This window comes from Rickettsia amblyommatis, assembly GCF_002078335.1.
Taxonomy (GTDB): domain Bacteria; phylum Pseudomonadota; class Alphaproteobacteria; order Rickettsiales; family Rickettsiaceae; genus Rickettsia; species Rickettsia rickettsii.
On record NZ_CP015012.1, the window covers coordinates 1,093,371 to 1,111,731 of the forward strand.

An 18,361-nucleotide genomic window follows, 5' to 3' on the forward strand; every position below is an offset into this window, starting at 1 on the left:
CTATAATTGCTCGATTTCGTTTTCTGTTAAACCGGTAAAATCTATAATTTTATCTAAAGGTTTATTTTTTTGCTAACATTTTTTTAGCTATAGAAATTTTTTGTCTTGCTTCCCCTTTAGCTTCAGCATCCATAATTTTCTGCTCTTCTACGGCTAGATTATCCATTTCGGTTTTTATCATTTTTTCATAAGTATTTAACTCTTTTTCAGACCAACTAGCTTGATCCAAAGCATACAAAGCTTTTTTAATAATAAAATCATGACCTATCAAATTCTCCATTTCTTCTAGAGTGCTTTCATATGCATGTTTAAAGAAATATGCCCATTTTTCTTGAAGGTTCTCTAATTGATCTAATTCTTTATTAAATTTCGCAAGCTCTAAAAAGATAAAATAAAAATCTTGTAGGTCGTTCTCATAAGTTTTAGTATCAAGTAATCTATTATCTGATCTCCAATCTTTTTTATCGAGCAATAAAATAAAATCGGCAATAGCTAAGAATATTACTCCTCGAAGTTTTGCATATACTGCCATTTTTTTTATGATCTTCATCTTCTTTTATTGTTTGTCTTGAATAGGCCTTTGCTGCATAAAGCTGAGCTCGTTTTTCAAAATCTGGATGTTTGCTGACCTGTATCTCTACAATAATATTGAGTACCGTATTTATCTCTACATAATACATCAACTATAGATTGTCTATAAGCAGCGATATCGGGATCTTAGATTGTTTTTAAAAAAGTAACTTCGGTAATTACTTCTTTTTCCGTATAACCAAAATGTTATTTAGAAAATGAATAAGTATATCCTTATTTTTTTTCTGTACCGAAAATTTTTAAAAATGCATAGTTATTTTTAGGGTCTAAGAAACGTGAAATTAGCATAATAGTCTATATTTTTATATATCATCACGTCATTATAGCAAATTCCAAGAAATTTGCTATAATACAATTTCCTAATATGTAAAACATTATGATTAGTAAAATTAATTTTGTAAAAATGCATGGTCTCGGTAATGATTTTGTTATTGTTAACAAACGAGATTTATCAAGTTCATATGATTTATCGCAGTTAGCAAAAAATATGGCTGAGCGTCATACAGGTATCGGTTGCGATCAGTTTATTATTTATGAAGAGCATAATGATTTTTATGAAATGATTATATATAACATAGACGGCTCTAGTGCTAAATTATGCGGTAATGCTACAAGATGTTTAGCCAAGTTAATTTATCTTGATACGGGAAAGAAAGATATTACCGTAATGGTAGGCAATAAAAAATTGCTATGTAATGTCAATGATGAAAATAATATTAGCGTTAATGTAGGAAGCGTTAGTTTTAATGAAGCTTGGATGCCAAGTCGTGATAAAGTTTGGGAATTTGCAGAGCGTTATATGATTGATTTAAAGGAAACTATTTGCGTTGATATAGGTAATCCGCATTTGGTTATTTTTAGTAAGTTAGAACCTCAAGATCAAAAAATTGTCGGTGAAAAATTGCAGGCTAAGGAATTATTCACAGATGGGGTAAACGTTAATTTTGCTGAAGTAAAAGATAATAAAATCTATTTATCCGTTTGGGAGCGGGGTGCAGGGTTAACGCTTGCTTGCGGAAGCGGAGCTTGCGGTAGTTTTGCTGTCGGTTTAAAGCTCGGTTTTATCCATTCACCAAGTACTATAGTCTTTAAGCACGGTAACCTTACTATGAGAGAAGAAAACGGTAATATAATAATGCAAGGGGCAGCTACGCTTGTAGCACGTGGGGAATATTATTGTGAGCAATAATTTAAGACAAGACGTAGTAACATTTGGCTGTAGACTTAATATTTACGAAAGTGAGATAATACGAAAAAACTTGGAATTGTCCGGTATCGATAATGTGGCAGTATTCAATACTTGTGCGGTAACTAAAGCAGCTGAGCAACAAGCAAGACAAGCTATACGCAAGGCTAAAAAAAATAATCCTGATTTAAAAATTATTGTTACCGGCTGTAGTGCTCAAACAAGTCCGCAAATGTACGGTAATATGCCGGAAGTTGATAAAGTTATAGGTAATGAAGAGAAGTTATTACCTAATTACTACCAAATTACCGATGCAAAAATAACAGTTAACGATATAATGTCGGTGAAAGAGACGGCAAGTCATTTAGTAAGTAGCTTTGACGGTAAGTCTCGTGCTTTTATTCAGGTACAAAACGGTTGTGATCATTTTTGTACTTTCTGTATTATCCCTTATGGTAGAGGAAAAAGTAGATCAGTAGCAATAGGAGCTATAGCAGAGCAGGTAAAGCATTTGGTATTAAACGGCTTTAAAGAAGTAGTTTTTACCGGTGTCGATGTTACGGCTTACGGTAGTGATTTGCCGGGAAGTCCAACATTCGCACAAATGATTAAACGAGTGTTGAATTTAGTTCCTGAATTAAAGAGGCTTAGATTATCTTCAATAGATGTTGCAGAAATAGATGATGAACTTTTTGAGCTTATAGCTTATAGTGAAAGGATAATGCCGCATTTGCATATTAGCTTGCAAGCAGGCGACGATATGATATTAAAACGTATGAAAAGACGTCATAATAGAGCAAACGTAATAGAGTTTTGTCGGAAGCTGCGGGCAATAAGACCGGAAGTATCTTTTGGTGCGGATATTATAGCTGGTTTCCCGACTGAAACCCCTGAAATGTTTGAAAATACAAGAAAATTAATTTCAGAGGCGGAATTACAATATTTACATGTTTTTCCTTATTCGGAAAGAGAAGGAACGCCTGCAGCACGTATGCCACAAGTACCTAAAAATATAAGAAAAGAAAGGGCAGAAATTTTAAGGCAAGAAGGGCAAAACCAGTTGACCGCATTCTTTAAAAAACATATAGGACAGAAAGTAGAGTTATTAGTAGAGAATAATAATATTGCCCATACCGAAAATTTTATTCCGGTAAAGCTAGATAAACCTTTAGAAATAGGGCAGATATTTAAAGCGAAGTTGGTGGGGATAGAAGAGAATTATATGAAGTGTATGTTGGTTTAACGTCATTGCGAGGAGGTATTGTTGCGTAGATACTGAAGGTCGTCACTGCGAGGAGCCGTAGGCAACGCGGCAATCCAGAAAATAATTAAAAAAATTCTGTAAATCAGAATTTTTAACTGGATTGCTTAGTCAAGTGCTATGCAATTTCCTCGCAATGACGGATAAACAGGTCCACGCAACAATACCTCCTCGCAATGACGTTCTACCGTACAATAAAAAATCAAAAACAAAAAAACAATCATGGAAAATATAGAAACAATATTAAGGCTTGCTGAGGACAAAATCTTATTAGTACAAAACTTAAAAGCTCTGCAAGAATATAAAGTAGAATTTTTAGGCAAGAACGGTATAGTGACCGGTGAGCTTAAAAAATTAGGTAGTTTAAATGAACAGGAACGTAAAGAATTTGGCTTAAAAATCAATAAATTAAAAGATAAAATACAGAATATAATAAAAGCAAAAGAAGAAATTTTAGAGGAGCAGGAACTAAATTTTAAACTTGCTGCCGATAAAATTGATTTAACAATCCCTGCACGGAGATATAAACAAGGTTCTATTCATCCAATAACACAATGTAGTGAGGAGTTAATACAAGTATTTTCGCAGTTTGGTTTTATTATAGAAAACGGACCGAATATCGAGAATGATTTTCATAATTTTACCGCTCTCAATTTTGAAGATGATCATCCCGCAAGGCAAATGCATGATACTTTTTATTTGAAAAGTCAGGAAAATAATAAGCCGCTGTTATTACGTACTCATACCTCAACAGTGCAGATTAGAGCTATGAAAAACGGCAAACCGCCTTTTAGGTTTATAGCACCGGGTAGGACTTATAGATCGGATTCGGATATGACGCATACGCCAATGTTCCACCAAATAGAAGGGCTTGTTATTGATAAAAATATCAATATGGGACATTTAAAATATGTTATCACGGCATTTATAAAAAGCTTTTTTGAAAATTCTAATATTGAATTACGTTTTAGACCCAGCTTTTTCCCATTTACCGAACCTTCTGCCGAAGTGGATATTCGGATGAATAAAAACGATAAATGGCTTGAGGTCCTTGGTTGTGGGATGGTTCATCCAAACGTGCTTAAAAATGTTGGTATCGATAGCAGCGAGTATCAAGGTTTTGCTTTTGGACTTGGAGTAGAGCGTTTTGCAATGTTAAAATATAATATCAAAGATTTAAGACAATTTTTTGAAGGAGATATGCGTTGGCTTAAACATTATAATTTTGGGAGCTTTGATATACCGAATTTAGCAGGAGGGCTTACGAAATGAAATTTACGTTATCATGGTTAAAACAATTTTTGGAGACATCGGCTTCAGTTACTGAAATTGCCGAAGCCCTAACAGCTATTGGCCTTGAAGTGGAAGAGGTGATAGATAAAGCGGCGGAGTTGCAAAAGTTTGAAGTAGCATATATTACAAATATTAAACCTCACCCGTCAGCTGATAAATTAAAGCTTTGTAATGTTGAGACTAAAAGTGGTATGCTGCAAATAGTTTGTGGTGCGCGTAATGCAAGAGCAGGTATAAAAGTGGTACTTGCAAATATCGGAATAGAAATACCAAACGGTAAATTTAAGATTAAGGAATCTGTTATTAGAGGCGCAAAAAGCTGTGGTATGCTTTGCTCTGAAGAGGAATTACTGCTAGCTTCAGAGTCTGAAGGGATTATAGAGCTACCTGAAGATGCCGTAGTTGGAGAGAATTTTACTAAATATTACGGTTTAGATGATCCTATATTTGTTATTCACGTTGCTCCTAATCGTGGTGATGTACTTGGAGTGTACGGCATCGCAAGAGATTTAGCAGCTAAAGGAATAGGAATACTTAAAGAGCTAGAAATTTCAGAAATAAAGAGTACATTTATTTCTAAAATGAAGCTTAACGTGCAAGATAAAGAAGCCTGTCCGTTATTTACTTTTAGAGAGATAAGAAATTTAAAAAATAAACCAAGCCCTGATTGGTTGCAGAAATTATTAAAAAATGTTGGGGTAAAAACTATTTCAAGCTTAGTGGATGTAACAAATTATATTGCCTATAGCTTTGGGCAGCCGATGCATGCTTACGATGCAGATAGGATAAAAGGGGGCATTACTGTAGCACGTCATTGCGAGAAGCGTAGCGACGAAGCAATCTCAGGACAACAAAATGAGATTGCCACGGCTGCTTTGCAGCCTCGCAATGACGTAGCTAAATTCCACGCCCTAAACGGCAAAGAATATCTACTTACCGAAAATGATTTAGTTATAAAAGATGAAAGCGGTATTCAAGGTCTGGCCGGTATCATTGGCGAGGCTGATAGTAGTTGTACTGATAGTACGACTAATATAATACTCGAAGCTGCTTGTTTTAATGCTAAAATGGTTGCAGCTAGCGGGCGAAGATTCCAAATTGATACGGATGCTAGATATCGTAATGAGCGTAATATCGATAGAAATTTTACGGAAAAGGCTTTGGACATAGCAACTAATCTTATTTTGTCAATATGCGGAAACGGTGAAGTATCGGAAGTAGTGAAAGTCGGTGAAAAAGAATCACAAAAAAAACCTTTAGATTTTTCAGCATGTTATTTAGCAAAAATTATAGGAATTAAACTAAATATCAAAGCGATAGAAACCATATTAAATAAACTAGGATTTATTACGGATGTTAAAGGTGAGATTATAAAGGTAATAGCTCCTTCTTGGCGTCACGATATAACTATTTTAGAAGATATAGCGGAAGAAATTGCTCGTATTTACGGCTATGATAAAATAGAGAGTATAAAATTACCCGCACTAGACCAAGATAATAATACGCTAAGAGAGCATAAAAGAATATCTAGTTTTAAAAGGATATTAGCAAGCAAAGGCTATGATGAGGTAGTAACTAACTCTTTTATGAGTAGTGAAGATGCAAAGTTGTTTGCGGCATTAAAAGAAGAGTTGTTTTTGCTTAATCCTATTAGCATAGGAGACAATTATATGCGTCCTACTATACTGCCGAATTTGTTAAGTATAGTAAGTAAAAATCTAGCACGCTCTATAAAAGATATGGCTTTTTTTGAAGTTGGACCAAGTTTTATAGATTTAAATACGGAAGCAATTTATTTGACGGCAATTATAAGCGGTTCATATAATAATAAAAATCCTCATTCGCTTGGGCGAGGCTATGATGTTTTTGATCTTAAAGGCGATTTAGAGTTGGTAGCTGATTATGCAGGACTATCTATAGATAAATGTATAGCAATAAATGGGACAGTATTGCCACAATATTATCATCCAACTAGAGCAGTAAATATAGGGCTTGGTAAAAATTTATTAGGTCATTTTGGGCAGATACACCCTAAAATCTTGAAATATTACGATATTAATCAGGAAATATTTGCATTCGAGCTAAATATTACGAATTTGCCGTTGATAAAAGCTAAATTCGGTAAAAGAGACGAATTTGCAGTATCGGATTTCCAAGCTAATTTTAGAGATTATGCATTTATTGTTGATCAAGATCATAGAGTCGGTGAAATAATATCATATATAAATAATTTTAATAAAAAGCTTGTCAAATCAGTTATATTATTTGATATTTATAGCGGTGATAAATTACCTGAAGGTAAAAAATCTATAGCGGTTAAAATAGAGCTACAAGCAGATGATCGGACGTTATCTGATACTGATTTAAATTCGTTCAGTAAAAATTTAGTTGCTGCCATCTCGCAAAAATTTCAAGGAACATTAAGAGAATAACAATATGTTAAAATTAATAGTTGAAACAAAAACGTTAGTTCAGTCCCTAGGGTTTGCAAGTTCCGTTGTTGAAAAACGTAATGTAATACCTGAATATGCAAACATTAAATTATCGGCAAAAGACAGCAATCTAGAGCTTAGTTCCACTAATATGGATTTGTACTTAAGTCAAAAAATAGCAGTACAGGTAGTAAGTGAAGGTGAATTTACCGTTTCTACGAAAACTCTAAATGATATAGTCCGAAAACTTCCGGATTCCGAGCTTACATTAACAGATCTCGGTACAACGGGACTTGAGATCAAAGGAAAAAATTGTAAATTTAATTTATTTACTTTGCCGGTTAGTTCTTTTCCTGCAATGGATAGTATTAATCCTGAAGCAAGTTTTAAAATTTCCTGCACGGATTTTGCTAAAATAATCGAATCGACAAAATTTTCGGTTTCTTTAGATGAAACTCGTTATAATTTAAACGGTGTTTATTTACACATAAAAGACAAAGAGTTTTATTCAGCAAGTACCGATGGGCATAGACTTTCGATTTCATGGGTAACATTAGAAAAACAAATAAAGAATTTTGGAGTTATATTACCGCAAAAAAGTGCAGAGGAAATTTTAAAAATCGTTAAAGATCCTAAAAATATAAATGAAGATATAGAAATTTTATTAAGTAGCAATAAGATTAAATTTATATGTAACGAAAATACTATTATGCTATCAAAGCTTATAGACGGTACTTTCCCTGATTATAGTGCTTTTATTCCGGAAAGCAGCAGCTCAAAATTAGTAATTAATCGAAAAATATTTGCAGATAGTATAGAAAGGATAGCGATAATAACCGTTGAAAAATTTAGAGCAGTAAAATTATCGTTATCTCGTGAAACCTTAGAGATTAGTGCCGTCGGTGAAGCAAGAGGTAACGCAAAAGAGGTTATTAATTCTTCACAAGATAAGGACAGTTTTTATGAATATAATAGTGATGAGTCTTTAGCTATAGGCTTTAACCCGCAATATTTGGAAGATGTCTTAAAAGCAGTGAAATCGGATTTAGTAGAACTATATTTTTCAGATGTTTCAGCACCGGTACTTATTAAATTTCCTGAGAATCCTAAAGATATTTTTGTCGTCATGCCTGTTAAGGTGTAAGTTTTATGAGAACCGGAATATATAAGTATTACAAAGAAAAATTATATCAAGTTATAGATACTGCAAAACATACTGGAGCTTTGCAAGAGTTAGTAGTTTATAAAGCATTATATGATAATTTCCAGCTTTGGGTAAGGCCGCTTGAAATGTTTAACGAAAAGGTTTTATTACACGGCAAAAATATTCCACGTTTTGGATTTATTTCTGAGAAATAATTAAATCTGCCCGATGTCATTCCCGCGTAGACGGGAATGACATCGAGTGGGTTTTTTGAGCCATATAACAATGCCAAAGAACGGTGGGAAGAAATAATTTTTGACTAATAGCTAAAGCTTCTCTATTATTTCCCTCAAGCACACTAATTAAATATTGGTTATGAAGAAAATTATCGGATTATTTTTTGTAATTATACTTAGTGCAATAAGTACTCGTATCTTAGCGGGTGATTATCCAAAAACAGAACGAGAGCAGCAATGGGACGAAGTAGGTTCTATAGCAGGTGAAGAAGGATTAGTTTTTAGACCGGGTAGGGTTAAGAACGAATCTACTAAAGCTGTAGGAGGTTCAGTTAATAAATATCTCTGGCAAGCAGCATTAGAGACTATAAGTGTTGCTCCCCTTGCATCAGCCGACTCAAACGGCGGCGTGATTATTACGGAATGGTATAGCCCACGTTCTAATCCTAATTTTCGATTTAAAATAAATATATTTATTAAAGACGATGTAATAAGCCCTGATTCAATTGAAGTGAAAGTATTTGAAGAAATGTTTAAAAATAAACAATGGGTACTTAATGAAAACACCTCAAATCTTGCTATCACGCTTGAAGATAAAATTTTAAGAAAAGCTAGAGATATATATATTAATAGTGTGAGGTAATAACAGTATTTCCGTCATGGCGAGGAAATTACGGAGTAATTGACGAAGCAATCTCAGGATATTTGATGAGATTGCCGTGCAGTCTACGACTGCTCGCAATGATGATGCAGTATATAAATTAAAAAAATATGAACCAAATAGAACAAAAATGGCAGCACATTTGGCAAGAAGAAAAAGCTTTTGAGGTATCAAATGCGAGTAGCAAGCCAAAATATTACGTACTTGAAATGCTGCCTTATCCTTCCGGTAAAATCCATGTAGGTCACGTACGCAACTATTCTATAGGTGATGTTATTGCAAGGTTTATGACTATGCAAGGTTTGAATGTGCTTCATCCGATGGGCTGGGATGCTTTCGGGTTACCTGCCGAAAATGCCGCAATAAAAAATAATTCTCACCCAAAAAAATGGACATATTCTAATATCGAGAATATGAAAAAGCAGCTAAAATCTATGGGCTTTTCTTATGATTGGTCTAGAGAGATAAATAGTTGCGATCCTGAGTATTATAAACATGAGCAGAAATTCTTTTTAGAGCTTTATGAACGAAATCTTGCTTATCAAAAAGAATCGCTTGTTAATTGGGATCCGGTTGATAATACCGTGCTTGCGAATGAACAAGTTGTAGACGGGCGGGGTTGGCGTTCAGGTGCAATAGTTGCAAAACGTTATTTAAAGCAATGGTTCTTAAAAATTACCGATTATGCTGAAGAATTATTAAACGAAATTCAGAATTTAAAAGCGTGGCCTGAAGCTGTTCGGTCTATGCAAGAGAAATGGATAGGTAAATCGATAGGTGCTAATTTTCATTTCAAAATTAAGGATAATGAAGAGACTACTATAGAAGTATTCTCAACCAAACCTGAAACCATTTTTGGTGCTAGCTTTATAGGAATTGCCTTTAATCATCCGATAATAGAGCGGTTAGTTTCTAAAACACCTGAAATACTCGCTTTTATAACTAAATGCTCGCATATTACAGGAAGTAGCGAACTAGAAAAGGCTGAAAAGGAAGGTGTATTTACTGGTCTTTTTGTTACTCATCCTTTCGATTCAAATATAGTTTTACCGGTTATTATTACTAATTTTATGCTAATGGATTATGGCACTGGTGCAATATTTGGTTGCCCTGCTCATGACGAACATGACCATGAATTAGCTGTTAAAATGAATTTATCTATTAAACAAGTAATTAAAGCAGATATGGATGTACAAAAGACCGCTTATACGGAAGATGGAATTTTAATTAATTCGGGTTTTCTAAACGGCTTAACTAGTAACGAAGCGAAACAAGAAGTCATCGGAGAATTTGAGAAACTAGGCATAGGTAAACGCAGCGTAAATTATCATCTAAAAGATTGGGGGATTTCAAGGCAGCGCTTTTGGGGATGTCCTATTCCTATGATTCACTGCGAAACTTGTGGCATAGTTCCCGTACCTTACAAAGACTTACCCGTTACTTTACCTGATGATGTAAATTTTGACGGTCACGGCAATCCGCTTGATCATCATCCTAGTTGGAAACATGTTAATTGTCCGAAATGCGATAAGCCGGCTGTGCGTGAAACCGATACTTTTGATACATTTTTTGAATCATCTTGGTATTTTACGAGATATTGCAATAGCAATGCTACAGAGATGACTGATAAAAAAGCTTGTGATTACTGGCTACCGGTCGATAAATATATAGGCGGCATTGAACATGCGGTAATGCATTTATTATATGCAAGGTTTTTCACAAAAGTAATGGACGAACAGAATTACGTAAGCGTTCGAGAGCCTTTTAAAGGGCTATTTACTCAAGGTATGGTGTTACATGCCACTTACAAAGATGAACATAATAATTGGTTATATCCTGAAGAAGTAGTTAAAAAGGGTAATGAATTTTTTCATAAAGAAAGCAATAACAGAGTAGTGCAGGGACGCATTGAAAAGATGAGTAAGTCTAAAAAGAATCTTATCGATCTTGAGACAATGCAAGAGCAATATGGGGCAGATGCTATTAGGCTTTTTGTACTGTCCGATAGTCCGCCTGAGAAAGATCTAGAATGGTCGGCAAGCGCTATTGAAGGCTGCTCACGTTTTATTAATAAGCTTGAGTATATGTTTAAGGCGATAGATTCTTTAAAAGATGATGTGAATAGCGAGATTAATAAAGAGCTTAATAGGTTAGTACATTTTACAATAAAGCACGTCGCCGAAGATATAAAGCATTTTGTCCTAAACAGAGCAATAGCACGTATGCGCGAGCTTTCTAATGCTATATCTGCTGAAATATCCAAAGATAAAATTGATGTTAAAACCGTAAGGCATGGCTTTAATGTTTTAGTACAGCTACTAAATCCTTTTATCCCGCATATTACGGAAGAAATTTGGCAGAAGCTTGGCAATAAAGAGCGATTATATAATTCGTCTTTTCCTGCATTTGATGAATCAATGCTAGAGTTAGATACATATATTATGGCAGTGCAGGTTAACGGCAAACTCCGTGATACCTATGAGTTTAAAACTTCCGTAAGTGAAGATGAAATAAAGCAAGTTACCGTCAGTCTGCCAAAGGTACAAAAGTTCTTAGAAGGGAAAGAGCCGAAGAAGATTATCCTCGTTCCTCGTAAAATTGTGAATATACTCGTTTAATTTGGAAAATTGGCTACGTCGTCTTGGTAAGTCCTAGGATGCTCACGTATTAATATACGCTCCGCTCCTCGGCTTACAGACTCCTTGCTCTTTTCCAAATTAAACTTCGTCTATCTACTTTTCATTTATCAGAAGTATATTATTTTTTGAATCTGTCATCCCGCAACTTGATCACGGGATCTAGTTTAAAATACTAAAATTATTAGTACTTTAAGTTATTTTTAAATACCGTGGTCAAGCCGCAGTATGACACCTAACATACTGTTATTGTATTACCACCATACTAACCCAAAAAAAGTAGTAGTATTACCTAAAACTACCTCCTTATGTTTATCTAATGAAGAGTCATAATGCTGCTTCGTCTCATTTATAAAATTACTGCAATTATTATGGTAAGTACCTTTTGAAGCACCCTTATAACTCTGATAAGATGAAGTTTCATAATGCATCTTCTCTAAGGTAATAGTAAATATTGTCTGTTATTAGCATTAATACTTTATCTATTATATAATTGGCTGCCCACCAAAATGCGGCAAAAACACCGCCATCAATACTTAAAGTGTCTTCTTCTGTTTCACAAGTTATAACCCTAGGATAACAGAGGTTTGCTATACTATCTAGACTTAGATTTAAATCTGACTCCTAGCACGTCTATTTTTTTCTATTAGTCATAAAGATCCCCTTTTTAGTTACTAATGAAATGATACTACTTGCAGCAGAGCTACGAGGTATCTATTCAAAAAGTTTTAATTAGTATATCACGAAGCAGAGCTTCGGGGAATTAAACCCTGAGAGATTAAACTTTTTGTATAACTTGCGTCTAAGGGTAAATTTGTATGTCAATTTGTATGTCAATCTGGTACTCACATCCTCACGTATTTTTATATATGCTGCGGTGGCAAGTGCCTCCGTGTTTCCTTCAAATTCTTCCCTATTAGCTACATTATGCAATAAGTCTATTGTAGGCTTAGTAATTTAAAAAAATCAATTAGCTATTAAAGAGTGCCCTGATTTTGTACCTGAAGTCAATAAATGGTATTAATAAATTAATGCATGAAAATATCGATTTCATTCCAACCGATAAGGTCTAAATTAGCTCTTGTCGGTAAAAAACGGAAAATATCTTGGGCAAGTTCATACCTATTTTCTTTAAGTAGCATTTTTTGTAAAATATCTTTTAACTGATGCAAATAAAGCACATCTTTTGCTGCATATTCTTGTTGTTCTGCAGATAAATTATCAGTACCCCAATAGGAAGATTGTTGTTGTTTTGAAATATTTATATTAAGCAATTCTCGGCACAAATCCTTAAGCCCATGATTATCGGTATAAGTTCTAACTAGTTTTGAAGATATTTTAGTACAAAAGATATTTTCTAAATCTATACTTAAATATTTTTTTATGGATGCTAGATCAAATCTAGCAAAATGAAATATCTTGCATCTAGTTTTATCTAGTAATAATGCTTTTAAATTAGGAGCTGTATAATCTTGATTTGTAAAATGAACAAGATGAGCTTCACCATTGCCGTTACTAAATTGTAGCAAACATAGTTTATCTCTGTGTAGATTTAGCCCCATTGTCTCGGTATCTATAGCTAGATCTCCTTCAAGTTCAAAATTATTAGGTAGGTCGTTTTGATAAATTTTTATAGTCATAAATGATTGTTAATTCCTTTTAATCAATAATGTTGTTGTGCGGATCGAAAAACGCGTTCTGTGTCATACCGTGGCTTGACCACAGTATCCAAAAAAAATTTAAAAAGACTGGATCCCGCGATCAAGTCGCGGGATGACAACAAAGTTTTGTTATTGGTGATTAAACACCTGCTCATTTGGAGCAGCTACTCCTAAAACTTTCTTTGCTTGTTCTTCTAACATATCTTTATTTAGAGATTCCGTTCGAAGTAATTTGACGTTATGCTCAAGTTCTACTCTTTCTGCTCGTAAGCCTTTTAGTTCATCATAAGCTTTTTCAAGCTCCCTATTTACTTTTAAATATGCAATAATCCCTTTGTTACCATATATGCAATGAAAAACAAAATATCCAAGCAGTAAAGCTAAAAAGATATTTAAAATTATTTTTTTAGAATGATTATTTAAATGTATTATCATAAATATATATTCATAAGAAATAATATCGGAGCGGTTAAAATAATGCTATCAAATCTGTCTAGCACTCCTCCATGACCGGGTATTATATGACCGCTATCTTTAATATTAAATTTTCGCTTAAAATATGAAACAAATAAATCACTTAATTGAGCTATTAATGCTAATATACAACTAATTATAAACAAATAAATTTTATTTGAAAAATAGTAATTTGCAATATGAAAGTTTGGTATAAAACTAACTAATACCGCAACTAAACCTGCTGATAATACTCCCGTCACTAAACCGCTCCAGGTTTTTTTAGGACTAAGTTTCGGAGCAAGTTTTGCTCCTTTAAAAGTTTTGCCGCCAATCATAGCGAAAGTATCTACCGACCACATTATGCAAAAATAAAGCATAATAAGCCATCTATTGGTATCTTCCATACTTAAAAATATTAATAGGCTTATAGGAATCGGAATAATAATTAGCCCGATTAATAGATAAGGAATAGAAGAGTAGGTCATATTATACCATTCACTTAACATTCCCGTACCTACTAATATCATTAGAATATAGAATAAAGGCTTATGCCATAATATAGCTACGACAAATAACGGAACTAAAACTATACCGGACAGGATTCTTAAATATATGTTTGATTTTTGTTTATCTTTTGCCAAATGTTCTTTTCCTTTTTGAGTAATCATTTATAGCTTCTTGTAGATCATCTTTATTAAAATCAGGCCAATATTTGGGTGAGAAATATAATTCAGCATAAGCTGCTTGCCAAAGCAAGAAATTACTGATGCGATAAACTCCGCCCGGTCTTATTAATAAATCTACATCCGGCATTTCAGGATCATATAAAGCGTGTTGTATATCGCTGTTACTTACTGCTTTTTTACCGCTTGTAATAATTTTTGTGCAGGCATCAACTATTTCTTGACGACTTCCATAACTAAAAGCTATACAAAGTGTTATTTTATTATTATTTTTCGTTAACTCTATAGCATTATTTATTTGTTTTTGCAATGAGCTACTTAATAAATTAAGCCTACCTATTACTTTTATTTTAACGCCGTTTTTGTGTAAATTATTTAATTCGGTTTTTAAATAAATACTTAATAATTTTATTAAGAAATCTACTTCCGTGCTTGAGCGTTGCCAATTTTCGGAAGAGAAAGTATATAAAGTTATATAAGGTATGTTAAGGTTAATAAACTCAGGCAGTAATTCACGCATTTTATCGGCTCCTGCTTTATGCCCTTCAGATTTTGTTAAGTTATGCCGATCTGCCCAACGAGCATTACCGTCCATTATTATTGCTAAATGTTTTATGTTAGTCATTATTTTATATTTTAGATGTTGCTGCATGGATCGATTGTTCCGTCATTGCGAGCGACTAAAAGGAGCGTGGCAATCTCATGAAACAATATAAAATTTCTGAGATTGTCACGCCCTCGGCTTTGCCTCTCCTCGCAATGACGATTTGGTATCTACACGGGAAGGACATCGGTAGTCATATTTTAGGTATTTCGATTCTTACCGATAGTCCGCCTAAATCCTGGCTATCTTCTAAATAAATAGAGCCTTTATGATCGTTTATTATTTCTTTAGTAATAGCAAGCCCAAGTCCTACGTTACTTGCATTATCAAGCTGTCTTGCTTTATCTGATCTATAAAACGGTTTAAATACAAGGTGTGTTTCCGTATCATCTATACCGGGACCGTTATCCTCAATAATTATAGCTACGGTAGATGAATTATCTTTTGAGGATATCTTAATTTTAGTTCCATATTTTATAGCGTTACCGATTAAATTAGACAAGGCTCTTTCAAAAGCATTCGGCTTAATGCGTACTTCTAGTTTATCTAAATTAGTAGATTTTATAAATTCAATATTTACATGTGACCATTTGTTAAAAAAACGTTCCATCCAAGGTAATAATAAAATGTCTTCAAATTCTTCTATACTTTCACCTTTAGCAAAATCTAAATAAGAATTTATCATTTGCTGCATAGTTAATATATCTTGTTTTAACCCTTCGATTTCTTCGCTTTCTTCCATCAATTCAAGTTGTAGCTTCATTCTTGTTAAAGGAGTTCTAAGGTCATGAGAAATCATAGCAAGTATAGTGGTTTTTTTAGTAATTTGTTTTTCAATACGAGCTTTCATTTTTAAAAAAGCAAGTCCTGCTTTTCTTATTTCTAAGGCGCCTGAAGGTTTGAAATTTTTGTCTTTTAAAACACCTCGACCAAATTTATCCATGCTATCCGCAAGAGTGAGTATTGATTTAATTTGATTTTTGGAGAAAATAATAGAAACAGAAAGTAATATAACAGTTAAAGATATAATCCATAAAACAAATATATATACTGTAGGATTAAGTAGTAACTTTGCAGGAAAAGTAATATATAATACTCCATCTTGTAATTCTAAAAATACTTCAATTTTATTTTCCTTATTTAGTTTAACTATATTTTTTTCATGGATTTTTGTAGCTAAAATATTTTTAAATATAGTTAAAGGTTCACCTAATTTAGGTTGTTTTATAGATAACTGTTTATTCAGCTGAAACTGATAAGATAAATTAAGATAATTTTCTGATAAATGGGTTATCTCTCTTGAATTATTTCTATGTTCTTTAATCAATGATTCTATTTCATTGATAATAATAGTACTAGTATAATATGAAACATTATACCAATGACGATCGTAAAACAAAAATATAGCAACAATTTGTCCTATTAAAATCGGAATGATTATAATAAACATAAACCGTACAAATAATGTTCTCGGTAAAGCATATTTCAAAGAGCTTGATACAAGCGAATTTTTCAAGACTCGTCTGTGCTCACGTATTTTTATACGCTGTGCAGGCTCGCTTTTAAATTTATCTTGTCTGAAGCTCTTTGAAATATGCTGTAATAATTTAGATATAAAGTGCATAGCCCTCATTACGCACGGTTTTTAAATATTTCGGCTCTTTTGGGTTGTCTTCTATTTTGCTTCTTATTCTTGTAATTTGTACATCGATAGAACGCATACTAAGCCCTCCCATTATTTTTGACAGTTCAAAACGACTAGTAGATTTACCGGAATTTTTTATTAATATATCAAGTAATTTTTGTTCAGTAGAGCTAAGAGATACAATTTGATTATTCTTGGTAAATTCTTTTGTATCGGAATTATAAAAATTATTGCCGAATTTAATTATATTCGTTTCTTTTTTAAAGTTATTATAATTATTGATTAAGTTATTGATCCGAAGTAATAATTCTCGCGGTTCAAAAGGTTTAGTTATATAATCAGAGGCACCGGCTTCAAGTCCTTTAACACGGTCATCGGCTTCCGATAAAGCAGTAAGCATAACTATAGGAATATTATTACCGGCATCCCTTATAGTAGTAGCAAAATCAAGCCCTGTTATTTCAGGTAACATAACATCTAAAATAATTAAATCATAGTTAGAAGTTTTTAATAAATTTTTAGCTTCTATGACTGAGCTTGCCGTTGATACTAACAACGCGTTTTTATTTAAAAATTGCTTTAAAAGTGCTAATATTCTGCTATCATCATCAACGATTAAAATATGTGCTTCGTATGTATGCATGTATACTCGTTTAATTTAAAAAAATTGTATTTCACTATTGTCATCCCGTGGCTTGACCACGGGATCTTATGTAGCAGGCTGTGTTTTGAGGTCCTGCGATCAAGTCGCGGGATCACTTTAAATACTACTGGATTCCCGCTTTTGCGGGAATGACATAAGAGCTACGGCCGTATAGCTCACGACGATTGACAATACTTTAATATAAATATAGGTTAATGACAATGATAAAACTAGAGCAAGTTTTTTGGCATGTTTGGATTAACGGTGATTTAGTTCCTTATCAATTTGCAAGGATTCATGTTTTGACTCATAGCCTGCATTATTCAGGATCGGTATTTGAGGGGGAGAGAGCTTATAACGGCAAAGTTTTTAAACTAAAAGAACATACGGCAAGATTAATAAAATCAGCAGAAGCATTAGGTTTGAAAGTACCTTATAATGTAGACGAGATAATAAAAGCTCATGAACTTGTAATAAAACAAAATAATATTAAGGATGCATATATAAGATCGCTTATTTGGTGCGGAGACGAGTCGCTAAATATCACTAATCAGTATTTATCTACTAATCTTTTGATTGCCGGTATTCCATCTATGCCGAGGTCTTTTGAGAAAGGTATAAATTTGCATGTAGGCCGCTGGCGTAAAGCAATGCCTGATAGCACCCCGGTGCAATCTAAATCCGCCGCTCAATATAATATGGCAATAACGAGTAAAAAAGAAGCTAAGGCTCTTGGCTATGATGATGCATTATTACTTGATTATGAAGGGTATATTGCTGAATGCACTACAACAAATATTTTCTTTGTTAAAGATAAAATATTATATACTCCAATTGCCGATAGGTTTTTAAACGGTATAACAAGACAGACTATTATTGAAATTGCACAAGATTTAAGTCTAGAAGTAAAAGAAGAGCGTTTAAAATTAGAGCAAATAGAGAATTTTACCGGATGTTTTGTTACAGGCACGGCAATTGAGGTACAAAATATTGATTCTATAGATCTTGGCAATAAAAAGATTATTTTTGATGATCATAAAATTGCAGATCGTTTGAAAGAAGAGTATGGGCGTGTTGTTAGGGAGTAGAAGAAACGTCATTGCGAGGCGGTATTGCCTGTGTATGGATACCGAGTCGTCATTGCGAGCAGTAGTAGACTGCGTGGCAATCTCATAAAATAATAACAAACTCCTGAGATTGCTGTGTCGAATTACTACGTAATTCTTCTC

General features: G+C 33.5%; 16 protein-coding genes and 1 pseudogene. 9 read left to right on the forward strand and 8 right to left on the reverse strand.

All coding sequences use genetic code 11. The features are described from left to right. Positions 1-879 (reverse strand): annotated as a pseudogene (locus A3305_RS10730) (Rpn family recombination-promoting nuclease/putative transposase). Positions 880-967: 88 nt separating this feature from the next. Here A3305_RS10730 and dapF point away from each other — a divergent pair. The 8 genes from dapF to leuS all read left to right on the forward strand — a co-directional run bounded on the left by dapF (position 968) and on the right by leuS (position 11,422). After that, positions 968-1,780 carry a diaminopimelate epimerase gene (gene dapF / locus A3305_RS06245; protein ID WP_014392198.1) on the forward strand — a complete coding sequence of 271 codons (813 nt, stop codon included), beginning with the start codon at positions 968-970 and terminating at the stop codon, positions 1,778-1,780. Next, positions 1,755-3,020 carry a tRNA (N(6)-L-threonylcarbamoyladenosine(37)-C(2))-methylthiotransferase MtaB gene (mtaB, locus tag A3305_RS06250; protein ID WP_014392199.1) on the forward strand — a complete coding sequence of 422 codons (1,266 nt, stop codon included), beginning with the start codon at positions 1,755-1,757 and terminating at the stop codon, positions 3,018-3,020. The genes dapF and mtaB overlap by 26 nt, the downstream gene beginning before the upstream one ends. A 240-nt stretch (positions 3,021-3,260) precedes the next feature. Beyond that, entirely contained in the window at positions 3,261-4,310 is a 1,050-nt protein-coding gene (gene pheS / locus A3305_RS06255) for a phenylalanine--tRNA ligase subunit alpha (RefSeq protein WP_014392200.1), read from the forward strand. Next, complete coding sequence (pheT, locus tag A3305_RS06260) at positions 4,307-6,763, forward strand: phenylalanine--tRNA ligase subunit beta (protein WP_014392201.1); 2,457 nt, start codon at positions 4,307-4,309, stop codon at positions 6,761-6,763. The genes pheS and pheT overlap by 4 nt, the downstream gene beginning before the upstream one ends. A 4-nt stretch (positions 6,764-6,767) precedes the next feature. Further along, positions 6,768-7,907, forward strand: coding sequence for a DNA polymerase III subunit beta (dnaN, locus tag A3305_RS06265; protein WP_014392202.1), 1,140 nt, complete (start codon positions 6,768-6,770; stop codon positions 7,905-7,907). A gap of 5 nt (positions 7,908-7,912) precedes the next feature. Further along, the gene (locus A3305_RS06270; RefSeq protein ID WP_014392203.1) at positions 7,913-8,122 is read left to right on the forward strand and encodes a DUF1653 domain-containing protein; all 210 of its coding nucleotides are present in this window, start codon (positions 7,913-7,915) and stop codon (positions 8,120-8,122) included. 160 nt (positions 8,123-8,282) lie between these two features. After that, positions 8,283-8,786 (forward strand): DUF3576 domain-containing protein, encoded by a 504-nt coding sequence (locus A3305_RS06275; RefSeq protein WP_014392204.1) that lies wholly within the window; start codon positions 8,283-8,285, stop codon positions 8,784-8,786. Positions 8,787-8,914: 128 nt separating this feature from the next. After that, entirely contained in the window at positions 8,915-11,422 is a 2,508-nt protein-coding gene (gene leuS, locus A3305_RS06280; RefSeq protein WP_014392205.1) for a leucine--tRNA ligase, read from the forward strand. On the opposite strand, the gene A3305_RS06285 is transcribed toward leuS, so the two are convergent. The 7 genes from A3305_RS06285 to A3305_RS06330 form a co-directional block, all read right to left on the reverse strand. After that, on the reverse strand, positions 11,419-11,520 hold the full coding sequence (locus tag A3305_RS06285; RefSeq protein ID WP_014392206.1) for a palindromic element RPE5 domain-containing protein: 102 nt from the start codon (positions 11,518-11,520) through the stop codon (positions 11,419-11,421). The two genes, leuS and A3305_RS06285, sit on opposite strands and share 4 nt — an antisense overlap. A 948-nt stretch (positions 11,521-12,468) precedes the next feature. After that, the gene (locus A3305_RS06300) at positions 12,469-13,080 is read right to left on the reverse strand and encodes a ribonuclease D (RefSeq protein ID WP_014392207.1); all 612 of its coding nucleotides are present in this window, start codon (positions 13,078-13,080) and stop codon (positions 12,469-12,471) included. 150 nt (positions 13,081-13,230) lie between these two features. Beyond that, a complete protein-coding gene (locus A3305_RS06310) occupies positions 13,231-13,536 on the reverse strand; it encodes an FtsB family cell division protein (RefSeq protein WP_014392208.1) in 306 nt (101 codons plus the stop codon). Further along, positions 13,533-14,225 carry a phosphatidate cytidylyltransferase gene (locus A3305_RS06315; protein WP_014392209.1) on the reverse strand — a complete coding sequence of 231 codons (693 nt, stop codon included), beginning with the start codon at positions 14,223-14,225 and terminating at the stop codon, positions 13,533-13,535. Before A3305_RS06315 ends, A3305_RS06310 begins: the two co-directional genes overlap by 4 nt. Continuing rightward, entirely contained in the window at positions 14,185-14,892 is a 708-nt protein-coding gene (gene uppS, locus A3305_RS06320; protein WP_193353168.1) for a polyprenyl diphosphate synthase, read from the reverse strand. Before uppS ends, A3305_RS06315 begins: the two co-directional genes overlap by 41 nt. Positions 14,893-15,037: 145 nt before the next feature. Next, positions 15,038-16,468, reverse strand: coding sequence for a palindromic element RPE3 domain-containing protein (locus tag A3305_RS06325; protein WP_193353169.1), 1,431 nt, complete (start codon positions 16,466-16,468; stop codon positions 15,038-15,040). Beyond that, complete coding sequence (locus A3305_RS06330) at positions 16,452-17,132, reverse strand: response regulator transcription factor (RefSeq protein ID WP_014392212.1); 681 nt, start codon at positions 17,130-17,132, stop codon at positions 16,452-16,454. Before A3305_RS06330 ends, A3305_RS06325 begins: the two co-directional genes overlap by 17 nt. Before the next feature lie 215 nt (positions 17,133-17,347). On the opposite strand from A3305_RS06330, the gene A3305_RS06335 reads away from it, so the two are divergent. Next, positions 17,348-18,220, forward strand: coding sequence for a branched-chain amino acid transaminase (locus A3305_RS06335; protein ID WP_014392213.1), 873 nt, complete (start codon positions 17,348-17,350; stop codon positions 18,218-18,220). The last annotated feature ends 141 nt before the right edge of the window (positions 18,221-18,361 follow it).

Bases quoted from the DNA above. Each gene is read 5' to 3' on its own strand.
- A3305_RS06310 (WP_014392208.1), bottom strand. From the start codon at position 13,536: ATGATAATACATTTAAATAATCATTCTAAAAAAATAATTTTAAATATC.
- uppS (WP_193353168.1), bottom strand. From the start codon at position 14,892: ATGCAGCAACATCTAAAATATAAAATAATGACTAACATAAAACATTTA.
- leuS (WP_014392205.1), top strand. From the start codon at position 8,915: ATGAACCAAATAGAACAAAAATGGCAGCACATTTGGCAAGAAGAAAAA.
- A3305_RS06325 (WP_193353169.1), bottom strand. From the start codon at position 16,468: ATGCACTTTATATCTAAATTATTACAGCATATTTCAAAGAGCTTCAGA.
- A3305_RS06300 (WP_014392207.1), bottom strand. From the start codon at position 13,080: ATGACTATAAAAATTTATCAAAACGACCTACCTAATAATTTTGAACTT.
- A3305_RS06275 (WP_014392204.1), top strand. From the start codon at position 8,283: ATGAAGAAAATTATCGGATTATTTTTTGTAATTATACTTAGTGCAATA.
- dnaN (WP_014392202.1), top strand. From the start codon at position 6,768: ATGTTAAAATTAATAGTTGAAACAAAAACGTTAGTTCAGTCCCTAGGG.
- A3305_RS06335 (WP_014392213.1), top strand. From the start codon at position 17,348: ATGACAATGATAAAACTAGAGCAAGTTTTTTGGCATGTTTGGATTAAC.
- A3305_RS06270 (WP_014392203.1), top strand. From the start codon at position 7,913: ATGAGAACCGGAATATATAAGTATTACAAAGAAAAATTATATCAAGTT.
- dapF (WP_014392198.1), top strand. From the start codon at position 968: ATGATTAGTAAAATTAATTTTGTAAAAATGCATGGTCTCGGTAATGAT.
- A3305_RS06330 (WP_014392212.1), bottom strand. From the start codon at position 17,132: ATGCATACATACGAAGCACATATTTTAATCGTTGATGATGATAGCAGA.
- pheS (WP_014392200.1), top strand. From the start codon at position 3,261: ATGGAAAATATAGAAACAATATTAAGGCTTGCTGAGGACAAAATCTTA.
- pheT (WP_014392201.1), top strand. From the start codon at position 4,307: ATGAAATTTACGTTATCATGGTTAAAACAATTTTTGGAGACATCGGCT.
- A3305_RS06315 (WP_014392209.1), bottom strand. From the start codon at position 14,225: ATGATTACTCAAAAAGGAAAAGAACATTTGGCAAAAGATAAACAAAAA.